At 31.5% G+C, this 18,751-nt stretch carries 13 protein-coding genes; 1 reads left to right on the top strand and 12 read right to left on the bottom strand.

Annotation, left to right across the window (positions count from 1 at the left end):
* Positions 1 to 5: 5 nt before the first annotated feature.
* The 12 genes from QPK10_RS04160 to QPK10_RS04105 all read right to left on the bottom strand — a co-directional run bounded on the left by QPK10_RS04160 (position 6) and on the right by QPK10_RS04105 (position 17,644).
* Complete coding sequence (locus QPK10_RS04160; protein ID WP_368486763.1) at positions 6 to 503, bottom strand: hypothetical protein; 498 nt, start codon at positions 501 to 503, stop codon at positions 6 to 8.
* Between the two features lie 118 nt (positions 504 to 621).
* Entirely contained in the window at positions 622 to 2,529 is a 1,908-nt protein-coding gene (locus tag QPK10_RS04155) for an ABC transporter ATP-binding protein (protein WP_368486762.1), read from the bottom strand.
* A 152-nt stretch (positions 2,530 to 2,681) separates the two neighbouring features.
* Positions 2,682 to 3,917: a phosphoglycerate kinase gene (gene pgk, locus QPK10_RS04150; RefSeq protein WP_368486761.1), complete on the bottom strand. Its 1,236-nt coding sequence runs from the start codon at positions 3,915 to 3,917 to the stop codon at positions 2,682 to 2,684.
* Between the two features lie 63 nt (positions 3,918 to 3,980).
* Complete coding sequence (gene trxB / locus QPK10_RS04145; RefSeq protein WP_368486760.1) at positions 3,981 to 4,928, bottom strand: thioredoxin-disulfide reductase; 948 nt, start codon at positions 4,926 to 4,928, stop codon at positions 3,981 to 3,983.
* Entirely contained in the window at positions 4,912 to 6,123 is a 1,212-nt protein-coding gene (locus QPK10_RS04140) for a prolipoprotein diacylglyceryl transferase (protein WP_368486759.1), read from the bottom strand. The genes trxB and QPK10_RS04140 overlap by 17 nt, the downstream gene beginning before the upstream one ends.
* A gap of 20 nt (positions 6,124 to 6,143) precedes the next feature.
* A complete protein-coding gene (hprK, locus tag QPK10_RS04135) occupies positions 6,144 to 7,070 on the bottom strand; it encodes an HPr(Ser) kinase/phosphatase (RefSeq protein ID WP_368486758.1) in 927 nt (308 codons plus the stop codon).
* Between the two features lie 106 nt (positions 7,071 to 7,176).
* Positions 7,177 to 9,141, bottom strand: coding sequence for an excinuclease ABC subunit UvrB (gene uvrB / locus QPK10_RS04130; protein ID WP_368486757.1), 1,965 nt, complete (start codon positions 9,139 to 9,141; stop codon positions 7,177 to 7,179).
* 98 nt (positions 9,142 to 9,239) lie between these two features.
* Complete coding sequence (locus tag QPK10_RS04125) at positions 9,240 to 9,917, bottom strand: hypothetical protein (protein ID WP_368486756.1); 678 nt, start codon at positions 9,915 to 9,917, stop codon at positions 9,240 to 9,242.
* A 13-nt stretch (positions 9,918 to 9,930) separates the two neighbouring features.
* Positions 9,931 to 12,129, bottom strand: coding sequence for an ABC transporter permease (locus tag QPK10_RS04120; protein WP_368486755.1), 2,199 nt, complete (start codon positions 12,127 to 12,129; stop codon positions 9,931 to 9,933).
* A 20-nt stretch (positions 12,130 to 12,149) separates the two neighbouring features.
* The gene (locus QPK10_RS04115) at positions 12,150 to 15,221 is read right to left on the bottom strand and encodes an ABC transporter (RefSeq protein ID WP_368486754.1); all 3,072 of its coding nucleotides are present in this window, start codon (positions 15,219 to 15,221) and stop codon (positions 12,150 to 12,152) included.
* 272 nt (positions 15,222 to 15,493) lie between these two features.
* The gene (locus tag QPK10_RS04110) at positions 15,494 to 16,729 is read right to left on the bottom strand and encodes a BMP family ABC transporter substrate-binding protein (protein WP_368486753.1); all 1,236 of its coding nucleotides are present in this window, start codon (positions 16,727 to 16,729) and stop codon (positions 15,494 to 15,496) included.
* Positions 16,730 to 16,831: 102 nt separating this feature from the next.
* Positions 16,832 to 17,644 carry an SPE_1075/MLC_0560 family membrane protein gene (locus QPK10_RS04105; protein WP_368486752.1) on the bottom strand — a complete coding sequence of 271 codons (813 nt, stop codon included), beginning with the start codon at positions 17,642 to 17,644 and terminating at the stop codon, positions 16,832 to 16,834.
* A 337-nt stretch (positions 17,645 to 17,981) separates the two neighbouring features.
* On the opposite strand from QPK10_RS04105, the gene QPK10_RS04100 reads away from it, so the two are divergent.
* A complete protein-coding gene (locus tag QPK10_RS04100; RefSeq protein ID WP_368486751.1) occupies positions 17,982 to 18,725 on the top strand; it encodes a hypothetical protein in 744 nt (247 codons plus the stop codon).
* The last annotated feature ends 26 nt before the right edge of the window (positions 18,726 to 18,751 follow it).

Here is an 18,751-nt window from a genome sequence, read left to right as displayed (position 1 = left end):
AATAACTATCTTGTGGCATTTAAATATAAATAATTTCAAAAGAAAGTTATTTGGCTATTATCAATTGTTTTAATGGTAAAGTGGCTAACATTAAAAGCAACATTTTTGACTGTAATTTGTTTTTTTAAACCTTTAAAAACTTCTTGAATTAATGGATGTTCAGGGAAAAATAATTCTTGAGGATTTGTTGTCACATACAAATCTTTTTGGGTGGGAAACGGAATGATATCATCAATTTTATCTTCTTGGACATTAATTCCTAACATACCTGTCATAAAATCTAACATCTTATCATTGTCATGTAAAGGAATTACTTCACTAAAGTTTAATGAAACAAAAATTTGGTTCATTGGATCATAACGTAATTCACGAAAACCATCATTAATAGCAACAATTTCATCAGTAATCTTGCTTAATGATTGAGGGTTATGACAACTCACGAGCATTCCACTTGGTCCAGTAATAATACTTGCTAACGCAAAAAATGAAAGCAATTTTTTCATAAGTTTCCTCCTTATCTAATTAAAATTTTAATAATTATTCAGAAAAGAAACAATGGTCTCATTTTATTTATAAAATTTCTAAAATAAATTTTGGTAATTTTTGGTAAAATCACGACAATTATTCGGTTTGGTTACCAGCTTTGTACAATTGTAAAAATGGTCCTTCTTTACTAATTAATTCTTTAAAGGTTCCTTGTTGAATAATTCCAGTTCCTTTTCCTAACACAAAAATTTGATCTGCATTTTTAATAGTACTTAACCGGTGGGCAATTGAAATTGTTGTTTTACCAACCATTAATTTTTCTAACTCGGCTTGAATTTCTTTTTCAACAATATTATCTAATGCACTGGTTGCTTCATCAAGAATTAAAACTTGGGGATTTTTTAAAATCATCCGGGCAATTACTAACCGTTGCTTTTGACCACCAGAAAGCATAAATCCCCGTTCTCCTAAAATTGTTTGATAACCATCTCTTCATCCCATTACTAAATCATGTAATTCTGCTTTTTTACAGGCGGCAATCACTTCTTCTTCAGTGGCATCAAATTTTCCATATTTAACATTATAAATAACATCACCGTATAAAATTTTTGGTTCTTGTTCAACATAGCCAATGTGAGATAAATAACTTGGTAAATTCAAAGTTTTTAAATCAGTATTATTAACTAGGACTTCGCCAGTCGTTGGATCATAAAAACGTAATAATAATTTTGAAATTGTTGACTTTCCACTACCGGTCTCTCCCACAAAGGCATAACTTTTACCAGCTTCGAAAACAAGATTTGTTTTGGGCAAAATGGTAACTCCTGGTTTTTCAGGATATTCAAAGGTAATGTCTTTTAAAACAATGTCTCCTTCAATACTTTCTACTTTAGGAGCATTTAAGTTAGGATTAATTGTTGAAGAAACCCGAATTAACCGCATTACCCGTTTTGTTGATGCTGTCGCGCGCGCTAACCCAGGTACTAACCCGACTAATGTTCAAATGGGAAAGGCCAAAGTATTAACACCAGTAATAAACGAAGGTAAAATACGAATCATATGGTCAGTACTTTCTTTTCCTTTTCCTCCATATAATCCAATACTAGCAACCAAAACAATGACAGTTAAAGCTAAGGCACAAATAATAATAATTGTGGTCATCCGCGCTTGAATCCGGTTTAATTTTTTATTAACACGGTAATATTCCTTATGAATTGTTTCAAAACGTACTCGTTCATATTCTTCAGTTCCTGTGGCTTTAATTAAAGCCACCGCCCCAATCCGGTCGGTAACATCCCCATTAACATCTGTAATGGTTGCTTTAACATTTTCTGATTCAACTGCTTGTGAACGGAAAGTTACCGCAATAGCAGTCATAAATACTAAAGTTGATCCCAAACAAATTAATGCTAATTTTCAATCAATGTTTAACAATGAAATTGCACTCCCAAAGAAAATAATCGGAATGCTAATTAAATTGGCCGGTGTTAACTGGGACTCATCACCAATTGTTTGGGTATCATTAATTAACTTGGTAATTGTTTCACCAATTTTTTTATCAGAATAGTAACCGATATTTAAATTAACTAAGTTATTTAAAACCGCATTTCGAATATCAATTTCAATAGTTCGCCCTAGCATTCCGCCAACTCGCTCACGAACATTAGTTGAAATTAACGCAACAATTAAATCTACTATAATAATAATTAGTCAGACTCATCAACTAATCCCCGTGCTCTGTAAGTTTGGATCCTTACCAAAATAAAATAAAATTTCATCCATTAGTTTACCAATTAAGTAGGTAATCGCTACTATTGCCACAGCTGAAATTACCAAGGCTAATATAATTGTGAATGACCGTAGTAAATATCTTTTATAATAAATCGCTACTAATTTAAAAAAGCCAATCTCTGGTTTTTTAATTCCCTTCATCATTTCTAACGGGGTTTGGTATTTTGGTTTTACTCGTTTGGGTTCATTGGCATCCGCAGACAATTTATGTTCTAAAGCATTAATATCAATTATTTCATTTTTTTTATTCATAAATAGCCTCCTTGTCTCCTCATGTTTTTCTCTCTTTCATTATATCAATAAAAACTAAATAACAACACGAAAAAATTTATGTTTTAATTTGTTGTTTAGGATTATTAATTACAACCAAATAATAAAAAACCACGTAAGTGGTTTTTATCAGGTTATTTATCTTGAACTGCTTCAATTCCGGGCAAAGTTTTCCCTTCCATATATTCTAAACTAGCACCTCCACCAGTTGAAATGTGGGTAAATTTATCTTTATATCCTAATTGAATAGCAGCGGCAGCTGAATCACCCCCACCAATTAAAGTAAAGGCATCGGGTAATTGTGCAATTGCTTCACACACTGCTTTGGTTCCGTTACTATAATGACTAAATTCAAAAACTCCCATTGGCCCATTTCATGCGACAGTTTTGGCACCAGCTAATTCTTTTTTAAACAATTCAATTGTTTTCGGTCCGATGTCTAATCCCATATAGCCTTCATCAATGTCAACACCAGCGGTTACTTTGGCAGGAACATCGACAAACTCCGGTGCTTCTAAAGCATCAACAGGTAAGATAATTTTACCGTTTGCTTTGGCCAAGAATTCTTTAGCAACTTCAATTTTATCTTCTTCTAATAATGAGTTTCCAATTTTATGACCTTGGGCAGCAAAGAAGGTATATGCCATTCCACCGCCAATAATAATTTTGTCAGCTTTTGTTAATAAGTGATCAATAACTCCAATTTTATCAGAAACTTTTGCGCCCCCAATAATTGCCACAAAGGGTTTCACTGGATTATCAACCCCCTGCGCTAACATTTTAACTTCTTTTTCCACTAAGAATCCTAAACATGATACACCAATGTTTGAAGCAATTCCAACATTGGATGCATGGGCACGGTGGGCAGTTCCAAATGCATCATTAACAAAAACATCTCCCAGACTAGTTCAGTATTTTCCTAAGGCCGGATCATTTTTACTTTCGCGTTTTGCTTTGGCGTTGCCATTTTCATCAACTTTTAGATTTCCGTTAGCATCCAAAATATCGGCAAATCGTGTGTTTTGGAATAAGATAATATCCTTATCTTTCATTCCAGCAATAGCTGCTTCTAATTCTGGTCCTTCAAAAGCATTTGCAAATTTAACGGGCATTCCTAATTTATCACTAAGCGCCTTTGCCACTGGAGCAATGTCTCGTTTTTTTAGATCTGCTTCTGTTTTTACTTTTCCTAAATGTGAAAATAAAATAACTTTTGCATTATGATCAATTAAATATTTAATTGTTGGTAATGCAGCAACTATTCTATTATCATCAGTAATTACACCATCTTTCATTGGCACATTAAAATCAACTCTAACTAAAACCTTTTTTGAGCCAACTTCAACATCTTTTAATTCTTTTTTTGCCATAAAGTTTTCCTCTTCTTTCTAATGTTATATCAACATATATATTTTACAACAAAATAAATAATTTTATTTTAAATTATCAATATATTCAATCGCAAACTGGGCTGCTTTTGCCCCATCACTAACTGCTGTTGCAATTTGGCGAAGGGTAGTATTTGTTACATCACCCGCGGCAAATAATCCTGGTACTTTTGTTTCACAACGACTGTTGGTAATAACATAACCATTTTCATCTAGGACATTTAAATCTTTTACAAAATCAGTAATCGGAATTGATCCAATATATGGGAAGACAGCACTGACTACTAATTCTTGTTCAGTATTATCTTTGACATTTTTAATCATAACACTTGTTACTTTGTTTGCTTTTGGATCATTAATTTTGGTAACGACACTATCTAAGATAAATTCTATCTTCGGATTTTTCTTTGCTTTGGCTAGTAAATTATCATCCGCACGAAACTCTTGGCGACGATGAACTAAATAAACTTTATTAACAAATTTAGTTAAGTATAAAGCTTCTTCTAAAGCAGCATATCCCCCACCAACAACGACAATATCTTTATTTTTAAATAAAGCACCATCACAAACCGCACAGTAAGATACACCACGCCCATATAATTCTAACTCTCCAGGAACACCAATTTTTCTTTCAACTGTTCCAGTGGCAATAATTACCACTTTACTTAATAAAATTTTGCCTGAAAATAATTTTAATTCAAATAAGTCAGTGTCAGTTTGTTTAGTTATGTTTACAACCCGGTCCCCAAGATAAGGAATATTTAAGTTTTGGGTTTGCATAAACATTTTCATTGATAACTCTGGTCCTTGAATACTATCAAACCCGGGATAATTCTCAATTTCACTTGTTTTGGTCATTTTTCCCCCGGGAGCCCCTTTTTCAATCATGGCAATTTTAGCCATTGCGCGGGCTCCATAAATGGCAGCTGTCATTCCTCCCGGTCCGGCACCTATAATTAGAATATCATAAATATCATTAGTATTGTTTTTCATACAATCATCCTCCTTGTCGTCATTTATAAACAGAAATATATTGAGCAAAAATAATTAATAAAATTCCAAATAGAATAAAAAATCCAATTACAATAAAGTCTAACACTGGCATATTAGTTAGAAAAAGATCATCACCAGTTCGTTGGGTTTCAAGAATAATCCGAATTAAATTATAACCCGCCACATATAAACCAGCTTGAACACCACACCGTAAAATAATTAACCGGTGTGGATTTTCAACTTTTTCTAACTCCCGATGGTCAGCTTTAATAATTTGCTGCAATCGTGCTCACTTATATTTAAAATAATTAATGACAAGTTCTTTTTTTGTCATTCGACTTTTATTTTTAAAATAAATTTTTTTTAAGTTAACTTCGTTACTTAAATTTTTAACAACCATGGGGTCAATCTTAAGGTCATAATATCATTTATCCCAAACACCCTTATATGATAATGTTGCAAATGCTGGTTCTTCATTTTTAAATTTTTGATAATAACTATATTTAAAAATTAATGGCACCACGACTACAATAATTAATCATAAAATAACATTGGCAAATGATTCATACAAGAAAATTGGTTGAAAATATTGCACATGGGCAAAATCGGTTGGGTCTACTCCCATATCAAATCCTGGAATCCCAACAGCCTTCGTTGGATAAAACGGGTCTGGAATTGGGTTTGGAACATACCACTTAAACATATTATCACGAATAAAGGCTGGTAGCCACATTAAACTTTCGCGCGAAGTTGGAGCACCCATTACTTCGTGATTAAAAAAATTTCCTCATCTTCCTAAGGCTTGGGCTAATAAAATATGGGGAATAATTAAGTCAGCATAAACTCAAATTGAGATATTTGTGCGTCGTGACTCATAATAAAACCAACCTCAACCAGCAAAGAGACCAAATAATAGTCCCCCATGAATGCTCATTCCGGGCAATCAAAATTCTAATAACTCATAAAACGGCACTGGATGGTCCGGATCTAATTTCCCAAAAATACTAGCGCCAAATAAGGATAAGGGAACTAAAATAAAAATTCCAATATATAACCCCTGAGTTGGGATTTTCCGTTGGCGAAATTTTCACCAGGTTATTAAAATCACAATTACAAAACCACAGAATATTAAAAATCAGTATGGTCGAAATCAATTAGCATATGTATCGCGAGCAATTCATGTGCCTAAATTCAAAAGTTAACTCCTCCTTAAATTTATTTTGTGAGATTATCGTGTAAACGATTCTGCAAGATTTTAGTCGAAGAAATTCCGGCTTCTTCTAATTTTAACTTGGCAACAGCTGTTTCCACCAGTTCACTAACATTCCGTCCATAAGTAACGGGAATCGTGATGGTTGGCACCAAACTATCAAAAATTTTAACAAATTGATATTCAGAACCTAAGCGATCAATTGATTTATATTCTTCATCATCAAGATGTATTAGTTCAACAATTAGGTCAATTCTGGTTTCTTCTAATAAAACTTGAAGTCCATAAATTTTACTTAAATCAATAATTCCTAATCCTCGTACTTCAATTAAATTTTTTAATATTTCATGGGAACGGCCATAAATCTTATTATTCTTTTGCATTAACAAAATCCGATCATCACCAACAAATAAGTGGTTTTTCTTAACAAGTTCTAAGGTCATCTCTGACTTTCCAATCCCCGACTTTCCTTTTAGTAAGACACCCTTCCCAAAAACATTTACTAAAGAAGCATGTTCTTCAGTAACCGGGGCAAAATACTCATCAAAAAATTCTAATAATAATTGATAAATTCGACTAGTTGGCATGTTTGGAGCTCTTACAACAGGACATTGATGTTCATTGGCAATTTTAATTAATAAATCATCATTAAATTTATCAGTTAAAATAATCATCGGGATATGTTCATTTAAAATAAACTCATAACGTTGGATTCTTGTTGGCTGGTCTAATGTGGAAATATATAAATATTCTTTATGCGATAATAAAATTACGCGACGATTAGTATTGTCCTTTTCAGGGTCAAAACCAGAAAGTTCTAAACCAGCCCGGTTAATTCCATACACTTTAATTTCCCGTTCTAAGCTATTTTCCCCAGCTAAAACTTGATAATTAAAATTCTTGATAATATCTTTAACCACTAATTTACGCATTTTTAATTCCTCCGATGTCCTTTAATTAATAATAACATATTCAATATTAATAATTTTGCTTTTTAAAAATAGTTTTCAAGAAAAAAAATAAGTTATTAAACTTATTTTATTGGGCTTCAATTTCAATAATAATATCCCGTAATTCAGCAGCTTTTTCAAAATCTAATTTTTCACTAGCCTGGTACATTTCTTTTCGTAAATCATTCAGCAAGGCTTCTTTTGCTGTTTTGTATTCTTTGGAATTTTTATTTTTAATTTTATGTAATTTATCATCGCGAATTTTAATATTAGTATAATCACGAATTGGTTTAATAATAGTTTGTGGTTTAATTTCATTCATAATATTGTAGTCATTTTGAATGCTCCGGCGACGAAGAGTTTCTCGCATTGCTTTTTCCATCGCATCCGAAATCCGATCAGCATATAAAATAACATGGCCATTAGCATTCCGCGCCGCCCGTCCAATTGTTTGAATTAAACTTCGTTCATTTCTTAAAAAACCTTGTTTATCAGCATCTAAAATACAAATTAACGAAACTTCCGGAATATCAATTCCTTCCCGAATTAAGTTAACTCCAACAATACAATCATAAACTCCCTTCCGAAGTTCTAGTAAAATTTGACTACGTTCTAATGTCTTTAATTCACTATGTAGATAAGCTACTTTAATATTTTGTTCTTGTAAATAACTGGTTAAATCTTCTGACATCCGAATTGTTAATGTTGTAATAAATACCCGCTCATTTTTCTCTCTGCGTAATTTAATTTGGGCAATAATATCATCAATTTGACCAACAGTTGGTTTAACTTCAACAGTGGGGTCTAATAAACCAGTCGGACGAATAATTTGTTGGGTTACTTGGTTATTTACTAATGCTAATTCATAATCACCGGGAGTCGCTGAAATATAAACAATATTTTTTAACTTTTGGTTAAACTCATCAAAGTTTAACGGACGATTATCCAAAGCACTTGGTAAACGAAAACCATAATTAACTAAGGTTTCTTTCCGACTACGATCAGTATTATACATTGCTCTGATTTGGGGAAGCGTCATGTGGGATTCATCAATAATTGTTAAAAAATCCGGACCAAAATAATCAATTAAAGTATATGGTGGTTCACCTGGTTGGCGTAAATCTAAGTGCCGTGAATAGTTTTCAATTCCTGAACAAATTCCGGTTTCACGTAAAGCATCTAAATCATATTCCGTACGTTGTTCTAGTCTAGTGGCTTCCAATATTTTTCCCTCGCTCCGTAACTCTGCTAATCGTTCGTGAAGTTCTTTTTCAATATTTTCAATAGCAATTTTCATCCGTTCGGGACTAGTAATATAATCTTGCGCGGGAAAAATTGTTAAGTTTGTCAATTTTTGAATAACATCTCCAGTTAACCCATCAACAACTGAAATATCATCAATTTCATCACCAAACAAATCTAATCGAATAAAATTTTTCATATTTCATCCCGGCACAATCTTAATAACATCTCCTTTAGCACTAAACGTTCCGGGAATTAATTCAATATCATTTCGTGTATAGCCAGAACCGACTAAATAAGCTGCTAATTCTTTTTTACTTAAAACTTGGTTCCGTTTTAATTCAAAGAATGATTTACGATACTCACGAGGATCTTGGGCCCCATAAATTGCCGCGACTGAAGCAACCACAATAACATCTTTCGTTGTTGAAAGGGCATTTAAGGCGCTTAAGCGCATCATATCTAATTCCATATTTTGTTTAGCATCTTTATCGATATACAAATCCTTACTAGGAACATAAGCTTCTGGTTGGTAAAAATCAAAGTTACTAACAAAATACTCCACTCGGTTATCAGGAAACAACTCTTTTAGTTCAACATATAGCTGCATCGCTAATGTTTTATTATGGGCCATTACTAATGTTGGTTTATTAACTTGGCTAATAACATTGGCCATTGTAAAAGTTTTCCCCGTTCCGGTAGCTCCTAGTAAAACTTGATCGCGTTTATTGGCAAGCACTCCCGCGGTAATTTCCTTAATTGCAACTGGTTGATCACCAGATGGTTTATAATCTGATACTAATTTAAACATTTTTTCTCACCTGTTTCTTAATATTATTTTATACCAATTATAAAAAATTATCTCTTCTTTAAAAAGATAAAAAGATGTTTGTAAAAACATCTTTAAACTTATAAAATATTTGAATTAATATTACTGATTGGTAAAATTGCGGCTGACCAAAAGAAATTGGCATAGTCATCCGGGTTCGCTTTATCCCCCCCTTTGACTAAAATTGGGGCTTTACTTGTTACTAAGTAATAACCTTGCAAAATCTTTTTCATATCGGCGTTTGCTTTGGCTTTGGCAATCATACTTTCGTTCATAAATTCATTAGTTGGTAAACTTGCTTGTTTTAATTGTAATAGTTCACCCTCTGGGTTAGGCATAATCCGAGCAAAGCACCCTTGTACTCCAGCCTCTTCATGTTTAGTATTACCAATTGTGGTTGCGGCATATACTGCGACAGCAATTGTATTAGCCGCTGTAGTTCCAAAGTCATCGTTGCCTCATGGATTTAATTGTTCCATTGAATCATACTTTGGCCATTGGTTTGGTTTTGGTTGATCCGGAGCGGTTGGATTATCTTGATAACTATATTCAAAGGTAAACTTCCCATCTTTTTCGGTATAGACAAAACTATATTGTAAAAAATTATTTACTTTGGCTATGACAACGGGAGAAGCTGTTTTTGCAAATTGGTTATTACCAGGAAAATCAAATTGTTCTGTTTGTTTACAAGCAACTAAACTAGTGGCACTAGTAGCAACAATACTTAAACTCATTAATGATAATAAAATTCTTTTCATTGACACTCCTCCTTTAATCCTCAATTGCATTTCGTTCCAATTTTCGTAGTTGTCGTTTTGATAATTTTGTGTATGAATATTTTTCATTATGGGTTTTATTTAAAATTTCTTTTACCTTAGCTTTAATTTGCTGTTTTTGTTCTTCTTTTAAAATTAATAGCACACTTCGTTTGCGAGCATATTCTTGTGTTGACTCGACTTGCCCCATTGCATCAAAGATAATTCCGATTCTTCTTGTTCCATAACGAGCATGTAAGAACCGCACATGTAAAACGGTCAGGGCTAAAATAATAAAGAAGACCGCAATTGCTAATAAAATTACACAATTAATAATAATATCAATCTGGTAGTAATGAATTTGGCCAACTCCAGCGGCAATTCCATAAATAATTTCACCCATACTATGCATTCCGTAAGTAAATGGCATAATATTTGATAGACCATTATAGAAGTCATTAGCCATAAAGGCGGGAAATAAGATTCATCCACAAGCAAAGTTAAGCATTAAGAAGACTAAGTTAGCAACCCGGGAACCAACCTCATCGGGAATTGCAAACCAAATTCCGGTGACAATAAAGGTTAGAATAAAGCCCATAAAGAGTACAAATAAATATAATAATCAGTATGCGGAACCCAACGTTGTGAAGCCGACCGCTAATAACATTAACATTAGGATAGTAACTTGGATAAAAGTATTAACTTGAAAAATTAATATTTTTGACAAGTAATATTGATAAAATCTAGTATTTGGTGTACGCGACCGGCGATTATAAATAACAGTCGAGGCGAATATTCCAATATAAGTAGCAATTAAAATAAATGCTTGACCTAATCCAATCCCATATTCGCTATATTGTTTCCCGACTAGTTCAAATGGCATATCAAAGATGCCACCAAGGGTTTTCCCATTATCAATAAAGTTACCCATGGCATTAACAAAATCATTATAATTCATTGTCGCAGTAGTGTAATCAATGCTTGTTATTTTTTGACTTACCACATTAATTTTTCAGACATATGGGGGTGGTATTTTAGCTCCGGGCAAACTATTTGAATGAAATAAATTATTAATAATTGGCGGAATTGAAATCGGAAAAATTCCGGTAAATAAACGATAAATTTCATCAGAAATAGTTGGACTAATTAATCCATCCGATACTGTTAAATCTAAAATTCTTTTTAAAGCTTCCGCACGCGGAAAGACTGTTTGTAATTGAACACTAGTTCCAGAATAAGTTACCGGAGGAATTAGTCTTGAATCTAAAAATTCTAAAAAGAAACGGTTAATATCAGATTCTTCCACAGTTCTGGTTCAACTTCCATCAAAGTTTTGTTCATAATAACTAAATAAAGTAAATAAGGTTGTTGATAAAAGTTGGGGGGCAATCGCCGCTGCTAAGGACGAAGAAATGTTCTGATAAAAATCAGTAATCATTCCACTCGCAAAATTATGACGGAAAGTTCCCCATAAACTAATTTTATTAGTTTTATATCATTTTAATTCTTGAATAATTTTTCCCGATAATAATTTGGGATCTAACGTATGTTCTGGATCTTTATCATTACATACACCATTACTATCAAAACCATCAAAACAAGTAAAGTTTGCTTTATTCATATTAATTAATAATGAAGTTAAGTGTTGGGTAAATCCGCGGGGAATTCGAATTTGTACTCAATATTTGTTATCTAATTCTTCAGGATTCCCTCGATAACGAACATAATCACCTTCCACTTGTCCAACTTTTAAATCATATTTAAAACGATTAGTATTTGGATTATAAAAGTTTAGCTTTGTAATTGCTTCATCGGTAACACTTGTATAATAACCATTTTTTCCAACCATTTGCGCTGATGCGCGGCAATCTTCTTGCGTATAGGCAGTATAATCATAGTCAATACTTTGGGCATTTAACAATGATGTTGTATGTGGTCCTGTGGCAGTAGGATCATTATCATTTTTATAAATCATACAGACATTATCATCCTGGTTAATAATTGCCATCGGAATACGCTGTAAATTTGAATATGGATCAAAGAAGGCTCAAATATAGAAGAACCCATAAATAAAGGTAATGAAACATCCAATAATCGCAATTACCCGGTTAAAAGGTTTTTCCACAAAAAAGGCGCGGAGTTCATCTTTTAAAATTGTTCGAAATTTCGGTTTTCCTTCACTTCGGAGTTTAGTTTTATATTCTTCATTTTTCATAACTAAGTTCTGCTCCCTTTCTATGCAATACCTTCACGGCTATCATCATAAACATAATTACTTTTAATTCGGGTTAAATTCATTAAATACTTATTATATTTGTATTTATTTTTAATGCGATCTTTTTGATGTTCAACAATTGATTTTAGTTCTTCTTCTAAAACTTGAATTTCATTTACAATCTCCCCAATTTTATGGTTTGCTTTTTTAACTTTAATGTTATAGTTATCATCTTTCATTAACGAAGCTAATTTTTGGTTTTTTGCTTTTTCAATATTTATTGTTTCTAATTGTTTATTTAATTTAATGATTTTTTCTTCAATAAAGCGGTTAATAATTAAACTTGAGTCTTTTAATGCTGTTACTTGGTTTTTTATTTTCAATAATTTATTTTCATATTTTTTAGTAAGGTGTTCAGTTGCTTTATTATTTTGTTGTAAATCATTTAATTGTTCTTTTACAATATTGTATTCAATAATTAACTTATTAATTTTTACTTCATTGGGACTATCAAATAAAGTTTTGGTTGTTGCGGCCGTTAAGTCAGTGATTTTCTTTTTCGTATAAATTAATTCTTGTTTTAACTTAATACCTTTGACCTTAACTTTTCAGTCACTTGTATTCCCACTGGCTAAAGTATCATACTCTGTTTTCATCGTATTATATTTAGCAGTTAAACTACGAATTCGTTCTATATTAGGGTTTGCTTTTAACTCCATAATTTCTTGGCGATCTTTTTTAATTTTTTCAACTAACTTATTAATTTTTCGTTTTAATTTTGTTACTTTTTTCTGATCATGACTAGAATTAGTAATCTCTACTTTTTGACTTAAAATATTATAGCGTTGATTAATAATTTCAAAACGATCACGAAGAGTCACTAAGTTTGATTCTAACTTTTTAATCCGCACAACCGCTGGATCTTTATATAAATTGCTAATCTTATCTTCTAATAATTTAATTTTTTTATTGCGGTTAATTTTATCAATATATTCTTTAATTAAGGTTGTGTACTTAATATCTAAGTTATTAATAACACGCCGACTTTGCGCAAAATTTTCCGTTTCATTAATATTGTTCATTGCTAAATAAATTTCTTTTAACTTAAAGGTTCCATAAATATCAATCCGGCGATAAATATATGATGTTGCTAAACCTAATGCTAAGAAAAAGGCAAAGAATAAACAAATAATTCCAAACGATGAAAGAATTTGCTCATTATAATTACTCATAATTCCCTCATTTGAAGCAACTCCATACACAATATTACTCAAACCACGAATTGTATAGGTAAATGGCACAATATAACTAATTCCTTCAAAGAATTTATTTTGTAAAATCGCTGGGAAACTACCCCCCCCGGCCGCTAAATTAAAGACAGTATACATAATACATAAAAATCGGCCACTATTAACATCGGGTAAACAATACCAGAGCGCCTGGGTAATTGTGGTTAGAACGGTGGCGGTAATTACCATCCACATTAGCATGTAAAGAATTGGTGAACCTAAATTACCATAACCTACTGCTAATAAACCAATAAACAGTAGCAAGACCTGGGCATACGAAGTCATAATCATTGTTACTCATTTTGCTAAGTAATATTGGTGCCATTTTGCATTCTTAGTGTAACTTTTTTTACTATAAATAAAAGTTTGCAACATTGCTCCAACCCATAAAGAAATTGAGATAAAATACAAACCTAATCCATACCCATAAGTTCCGAATTCTTTTCCTTGAATATGCGTATTAATTTTTTGTGAGGCTTGGGCATCAGAAATAAAATAATTAGTTACTGATAATAGTTTTGATTTATAATCTGATCAGTATACTTTTTTCCCTCATAAACTTTTTTCAACATCTTTTTTGTCAGGAATTGGTCCTAAATTTGGCAGCATAATTTCAAATGCTTTTGGTAATAATTCAGCAAAAGTCATACTTTTTTTAACTAGCACGGCATCAAATTTAACAAATTCATCGTATTTAATATGATGGAACATTAATACTACTGAGTTATATAATTCTTCATTATCTTTTTTTAATTTTTGCAAGGCCTGGTATAAGTTTGACGAAATTGGATTACCACTCGCATCTTGACAAACTTGCGTATTATTAGTCCCATCACAATCATAGCTATTAATACCATTAACAATATTCATAATAAAATTTTGAATATTATAGGGAATAATATAATACTCCCCAAAGTGTTCGCCTTGATCTTGGCGGGCACTTAATCAAAATAATGCTTCGGGCGAAATTGTGGTTAACACACTCGTGGCAATTCCTCCAAACGTGCTTTTTAACATGTTCATAATATTTCCAATCATAAAACTATGTTCATATGTAGCTCATAAATTTATCTTATTATCTTTAAAGAAATCCATTGCCTTATAAAGATTATCTTCTTCATTGGCAGAAAAATTTGTCGTACCAATTAAACTTAAACCACGCATTAATTTATAAGTATTTAATGTATAGTTTTGTGGAATGTTTAATTGTACTCAGTATTTTGATTGTGGTGAAAAATAAGCCTCATCACCACTTAAATAATTAATATTAGTATTAATATCCCCAACACTTTTATTAATTTGTTTAGTCGCTGGATTATAAGCAGAACCATTGGTCATAATATCATCAATTAAAGAAGCATAACGATAATTTAATTCATAAACAGTTTTATCAAAACCACCTGTTTCAAATCATTGCTTAGCTAAACCACCACATTCCGAAGAATTTTTGGCATTATCAAAATATGATACTTCTTTAGCATCATCAATAAATTCATTACCACCCTTAATCGTACTGATATATGCAAAACAACTAGGGGCATCCCGATTAACAATGGCCACTGGCACCTGATCAATCCGAGAAATTGGATCTCATACTCCCGTAATACAAATAATTCCATAAATAAAAGACATAAAACAAATTAAGAAAAATCTTAACAAGTGTTTTTTACTTTTAGCAATCGAATTAAATAATTCCGTCTTTAAAACAGTCCCGAAGGTTAGCCGGGTATATTTTTGGACTTCAGTGTTAGTTGCCTTATCCTCATTGGGCACACTAAAGTCATCTTTATTTTTGTTGTCCATATTTTAATTAACTCCCATCAAAAATGCTACTTTTAAATTATATCATATATAAAATTTAGATTAAATATTTTACATTAAAAAATATAAAAAGCAATAAAATTAAAATTATTTTTTAAAAAAAGAGACAAATTTTTGAAATAAAATGCAAAAAAAGGAAATAAAAAATCATAGTAAATACTATGATTTTGATGACTTAATTCCTAATAAATTGTTAACAACATCTTCTAACCCAGCATAACTACTAGCAAACTTAGTTGCTGCACCGTCTTGCTTTAATAATTCACGATATTGAGATTGAATTTGAGCTTTTTGCTTTTAAAATCTTCCATTAAACGAGCGGCAAAATTTAAGGGTGTTGCATTAATAATACTAATTCCAGCCCAGTCTTTATGATATGGAGTATCATCCGATGTTCCCCATGTCTTTCCTAACGCGTAGGTTGGATTATTACGAATCATATTTAAAATTTCAAAGGCTGCTTTGCGAATATTTTTTAAAGCACTCGTAATAAAACGATTCTGATATTTTTCATATAATTTTGCTTGGTCAACATCAACTCCCACTACCAAAGATTTAGTATTTTCTAAAACATCCAATGTTTGGGGTCCGGCCACCGGGAAAATAACATCCGCTTTACTGGCTAAACTTTTTGCTAAGGTAACCCCATCCCCCTTACTAAAACTACTTGTAAATCAAGTACTATCATCTTTCCCATTTGTTCCCACCGCAGGGGGTGTTGTTTGTGCCAATTCAATTTTTTCTAATGTTTGATCTTGTCCAGTGATAATTTTCATATAATTCTCAATATTATATAGTGATGGTTTTACTAATTGTAAGTCTTTATTAGCCGGATCTACAATTTTATTAAAAGTCTTTAGCCCCCCTAAAAACCCTCACATATAATTAGTAACTGAACCAGCAAAATCAAAACCACCAAAAGTAGCGGCCGATAATTTTCCATCGCCATTAACATCACCTTGTTTTTTAAAAGCATTTAAATAAATGCCAACTGCTAAGCCAGCATAAAATCCCGAGTTTTGACTATCAAAAGTTGTCCCGGCAATTTTACTATAACCGCCATCTTCATTTTTAACTGCTTCAGCAGCACTGTCTAAGAAAACAATTCCTTTAAAATTAGCATAATTTTGGGCCTGATGGTTTAATCATCCTGCTGTTGCAGCATGTTTAAATCCGGCAATGGCAATATATTCAGCCCCAGAATTTAAAGCTACTTGATATGCTTGTTTAAAATCATCCGCCGAAGGGTCGCTACCACCACTCGTATTTTTTGTTTCAATAAAAGATGCTTTACGATTAAAACCATTTTGGGCAAAATCATCCGCTCCCTCTAGCGCTGATTGGTTGAAGGAATGGTCATTAACTGTTCCTCCATCAGTTACAACCCAGACTTTTGAAGTTTTTTGGTTGCTATTGTCACAAGCAACGGTTGTTGCAACTGGTAAACTTGCTAAATTTAGTACACAAAAAAAACTGATTAATTTCCTCATCTATATGTTCCACCTTGTTCAAATTAATTTTTAATACAGTCCAAAAAATTATATCATATTTTTAAGTTTCTTATTACCAAAAAATAACTCTATTATTATCCTTTATTTTAACCATTTTTGAAATTTTAGTCCTAATTTATCTAACGAAGTGCCTAGTAAATGAACAATCGGACCAAAGGCAAAAATAAATGCCACTGTTCCTAAGTTAATATAGTTCAAGAAAAACTTTTCTTTTAAATCCCAACTAATAGTTGTTGTTGTTAAGGTAATGATAACCCCAGGAATTAAAATACAAAAGTCTAAGAAAATTCGGGCATTTATATATTTTCATTTACTCATTTTTTGAAAATTAAAGCAAATTGAATTATAAGGACCTAAAAAAATATTTGATTTTAATCAAATAGCATCGCCAAGGGCATTTAATAAAAATCCCCCAAAGAAAATTCACATTCGGATTGTATAATCACTATTTTTAATTTTATTAGCAAGCTCAGGAGTAATATATAATTCATGCAGTTGCAACATAAATGGTTCTAACAAGACAATCACCAGATCCATCATTAATACCCACCATAAAATATTAAATTCATATTTATTTTTAGTAACTTGATATTTACGATAAGCACTAACACTAGCAAATCCGATTGAAAATAACATTAGGATAAAAAAATAACATCCTAACACAATTCAATGGACTGTTCCATTAGAAACTGTTGTATCCAAGGTTCCATCCGCGTAAATTCCTTTTCAAACCATTAAAACTGAATAAATGGTAAAATCAAGGTGCATTACCCCAACCGCGGTTGGTAAATATATACTTAACCCAATTGTGAACAGATATAATCCAATTAGGAATAGGAAAATTTTAATACTAATTTTTTTTCAACTTATTTGTGGTTTTAAATTAACTAACATAATATCTCACCTCTCCATTGTTTTTTGAAAATAGTTAACCTTTTGATTCAAAAACAAAAAAGACAAATATTAAATATTTGCTAAAAAAATATCAAAAAGTAGAATTAAAAAATTATTTTAATAATTGTGAAAAATAAGAAATTGCAACAGTCGCAAAAAGAAAAATAAAATGAAAATAATGCATAATATTTTTATGCTCTTTACTAACGATAATGGTCATTTTCTCCCTGCTTTCTAAACCTAATCTTTATATTATATCAACAATTTTAAAAAAATAATAAAAAATATGATAAAACTATATAAAGAATATTAAATATGGAGTAAAAGGATAAACTATATGACAAAAATCGAAGAATGAAGTAATGAAAAACTAGTAAGTTTAGCAAAAAATATCACAGATGAAAAAACCCAAAAAATTCTTAATGAATTGATTACCCTAAAATTAAACTTTGCCACAATTGAACGGTTACTAAGATTTAAAAAGGGCTTATCATGGGAACAAAAAAAATTAATCTTACATATTACTAAAGAATACAGTAATTCCCCAACAAAAGAATTACCGTTAATTCTTACAGAGCAGGAAAGTGTACCACCAAAAAAAGAGGTAATAAAACCAGCACCCAAAAAACCAATACGTAAGGGTAGTTCAAAACCTCCTTTGCAACAAAAAATACCAATAAACAAGCAAAAGTCAGAACCAATCATTAAAGCAAAAAATATTACAAAGCCAACAATCTCTTTAACTAAAAAACCAAAAACTACTAATGTCAATCAGAAAGTAGTTCCTAGTCGGTGAGATAAGCCAGAAGCGACACCAAATAATTCAGAAACAAAAATCCTTAAAATTAAAACACCCACAGTGACTCATAAAACAATTAATATCTATCATTTAGATGAAAATGAACCTAAATTAAAATTGCGAGAAATTAAAAACTATAACCAAGACACAATTGCTGTTGTCGACAAAAGCGAACCTTTAATTAACCCTGCTAGTTTTTTGCCTTCTTTTTCAAAAGAAAATCGTTTTAGTTTTAACTGGTTTGTGAGAACTAATTATAAAACATGAAATAAAATAAAATAAAAGTCAATTTATCATAAATTGACTTT

The organism is Spiroplasma sp. DGKH1, from assembly GCF_040940205.1.
Lineage (GTDB): Bacteria > Bacillota_I > Bacilli_A > Mycoplasmatales > Mycoplasmataceae > Spiroplasma.
The sequence above is the reverse complement of the archived record's forward strand: the minus strand, read 5'-3'. Positions and strand labels throughout refer to the sequence as shown.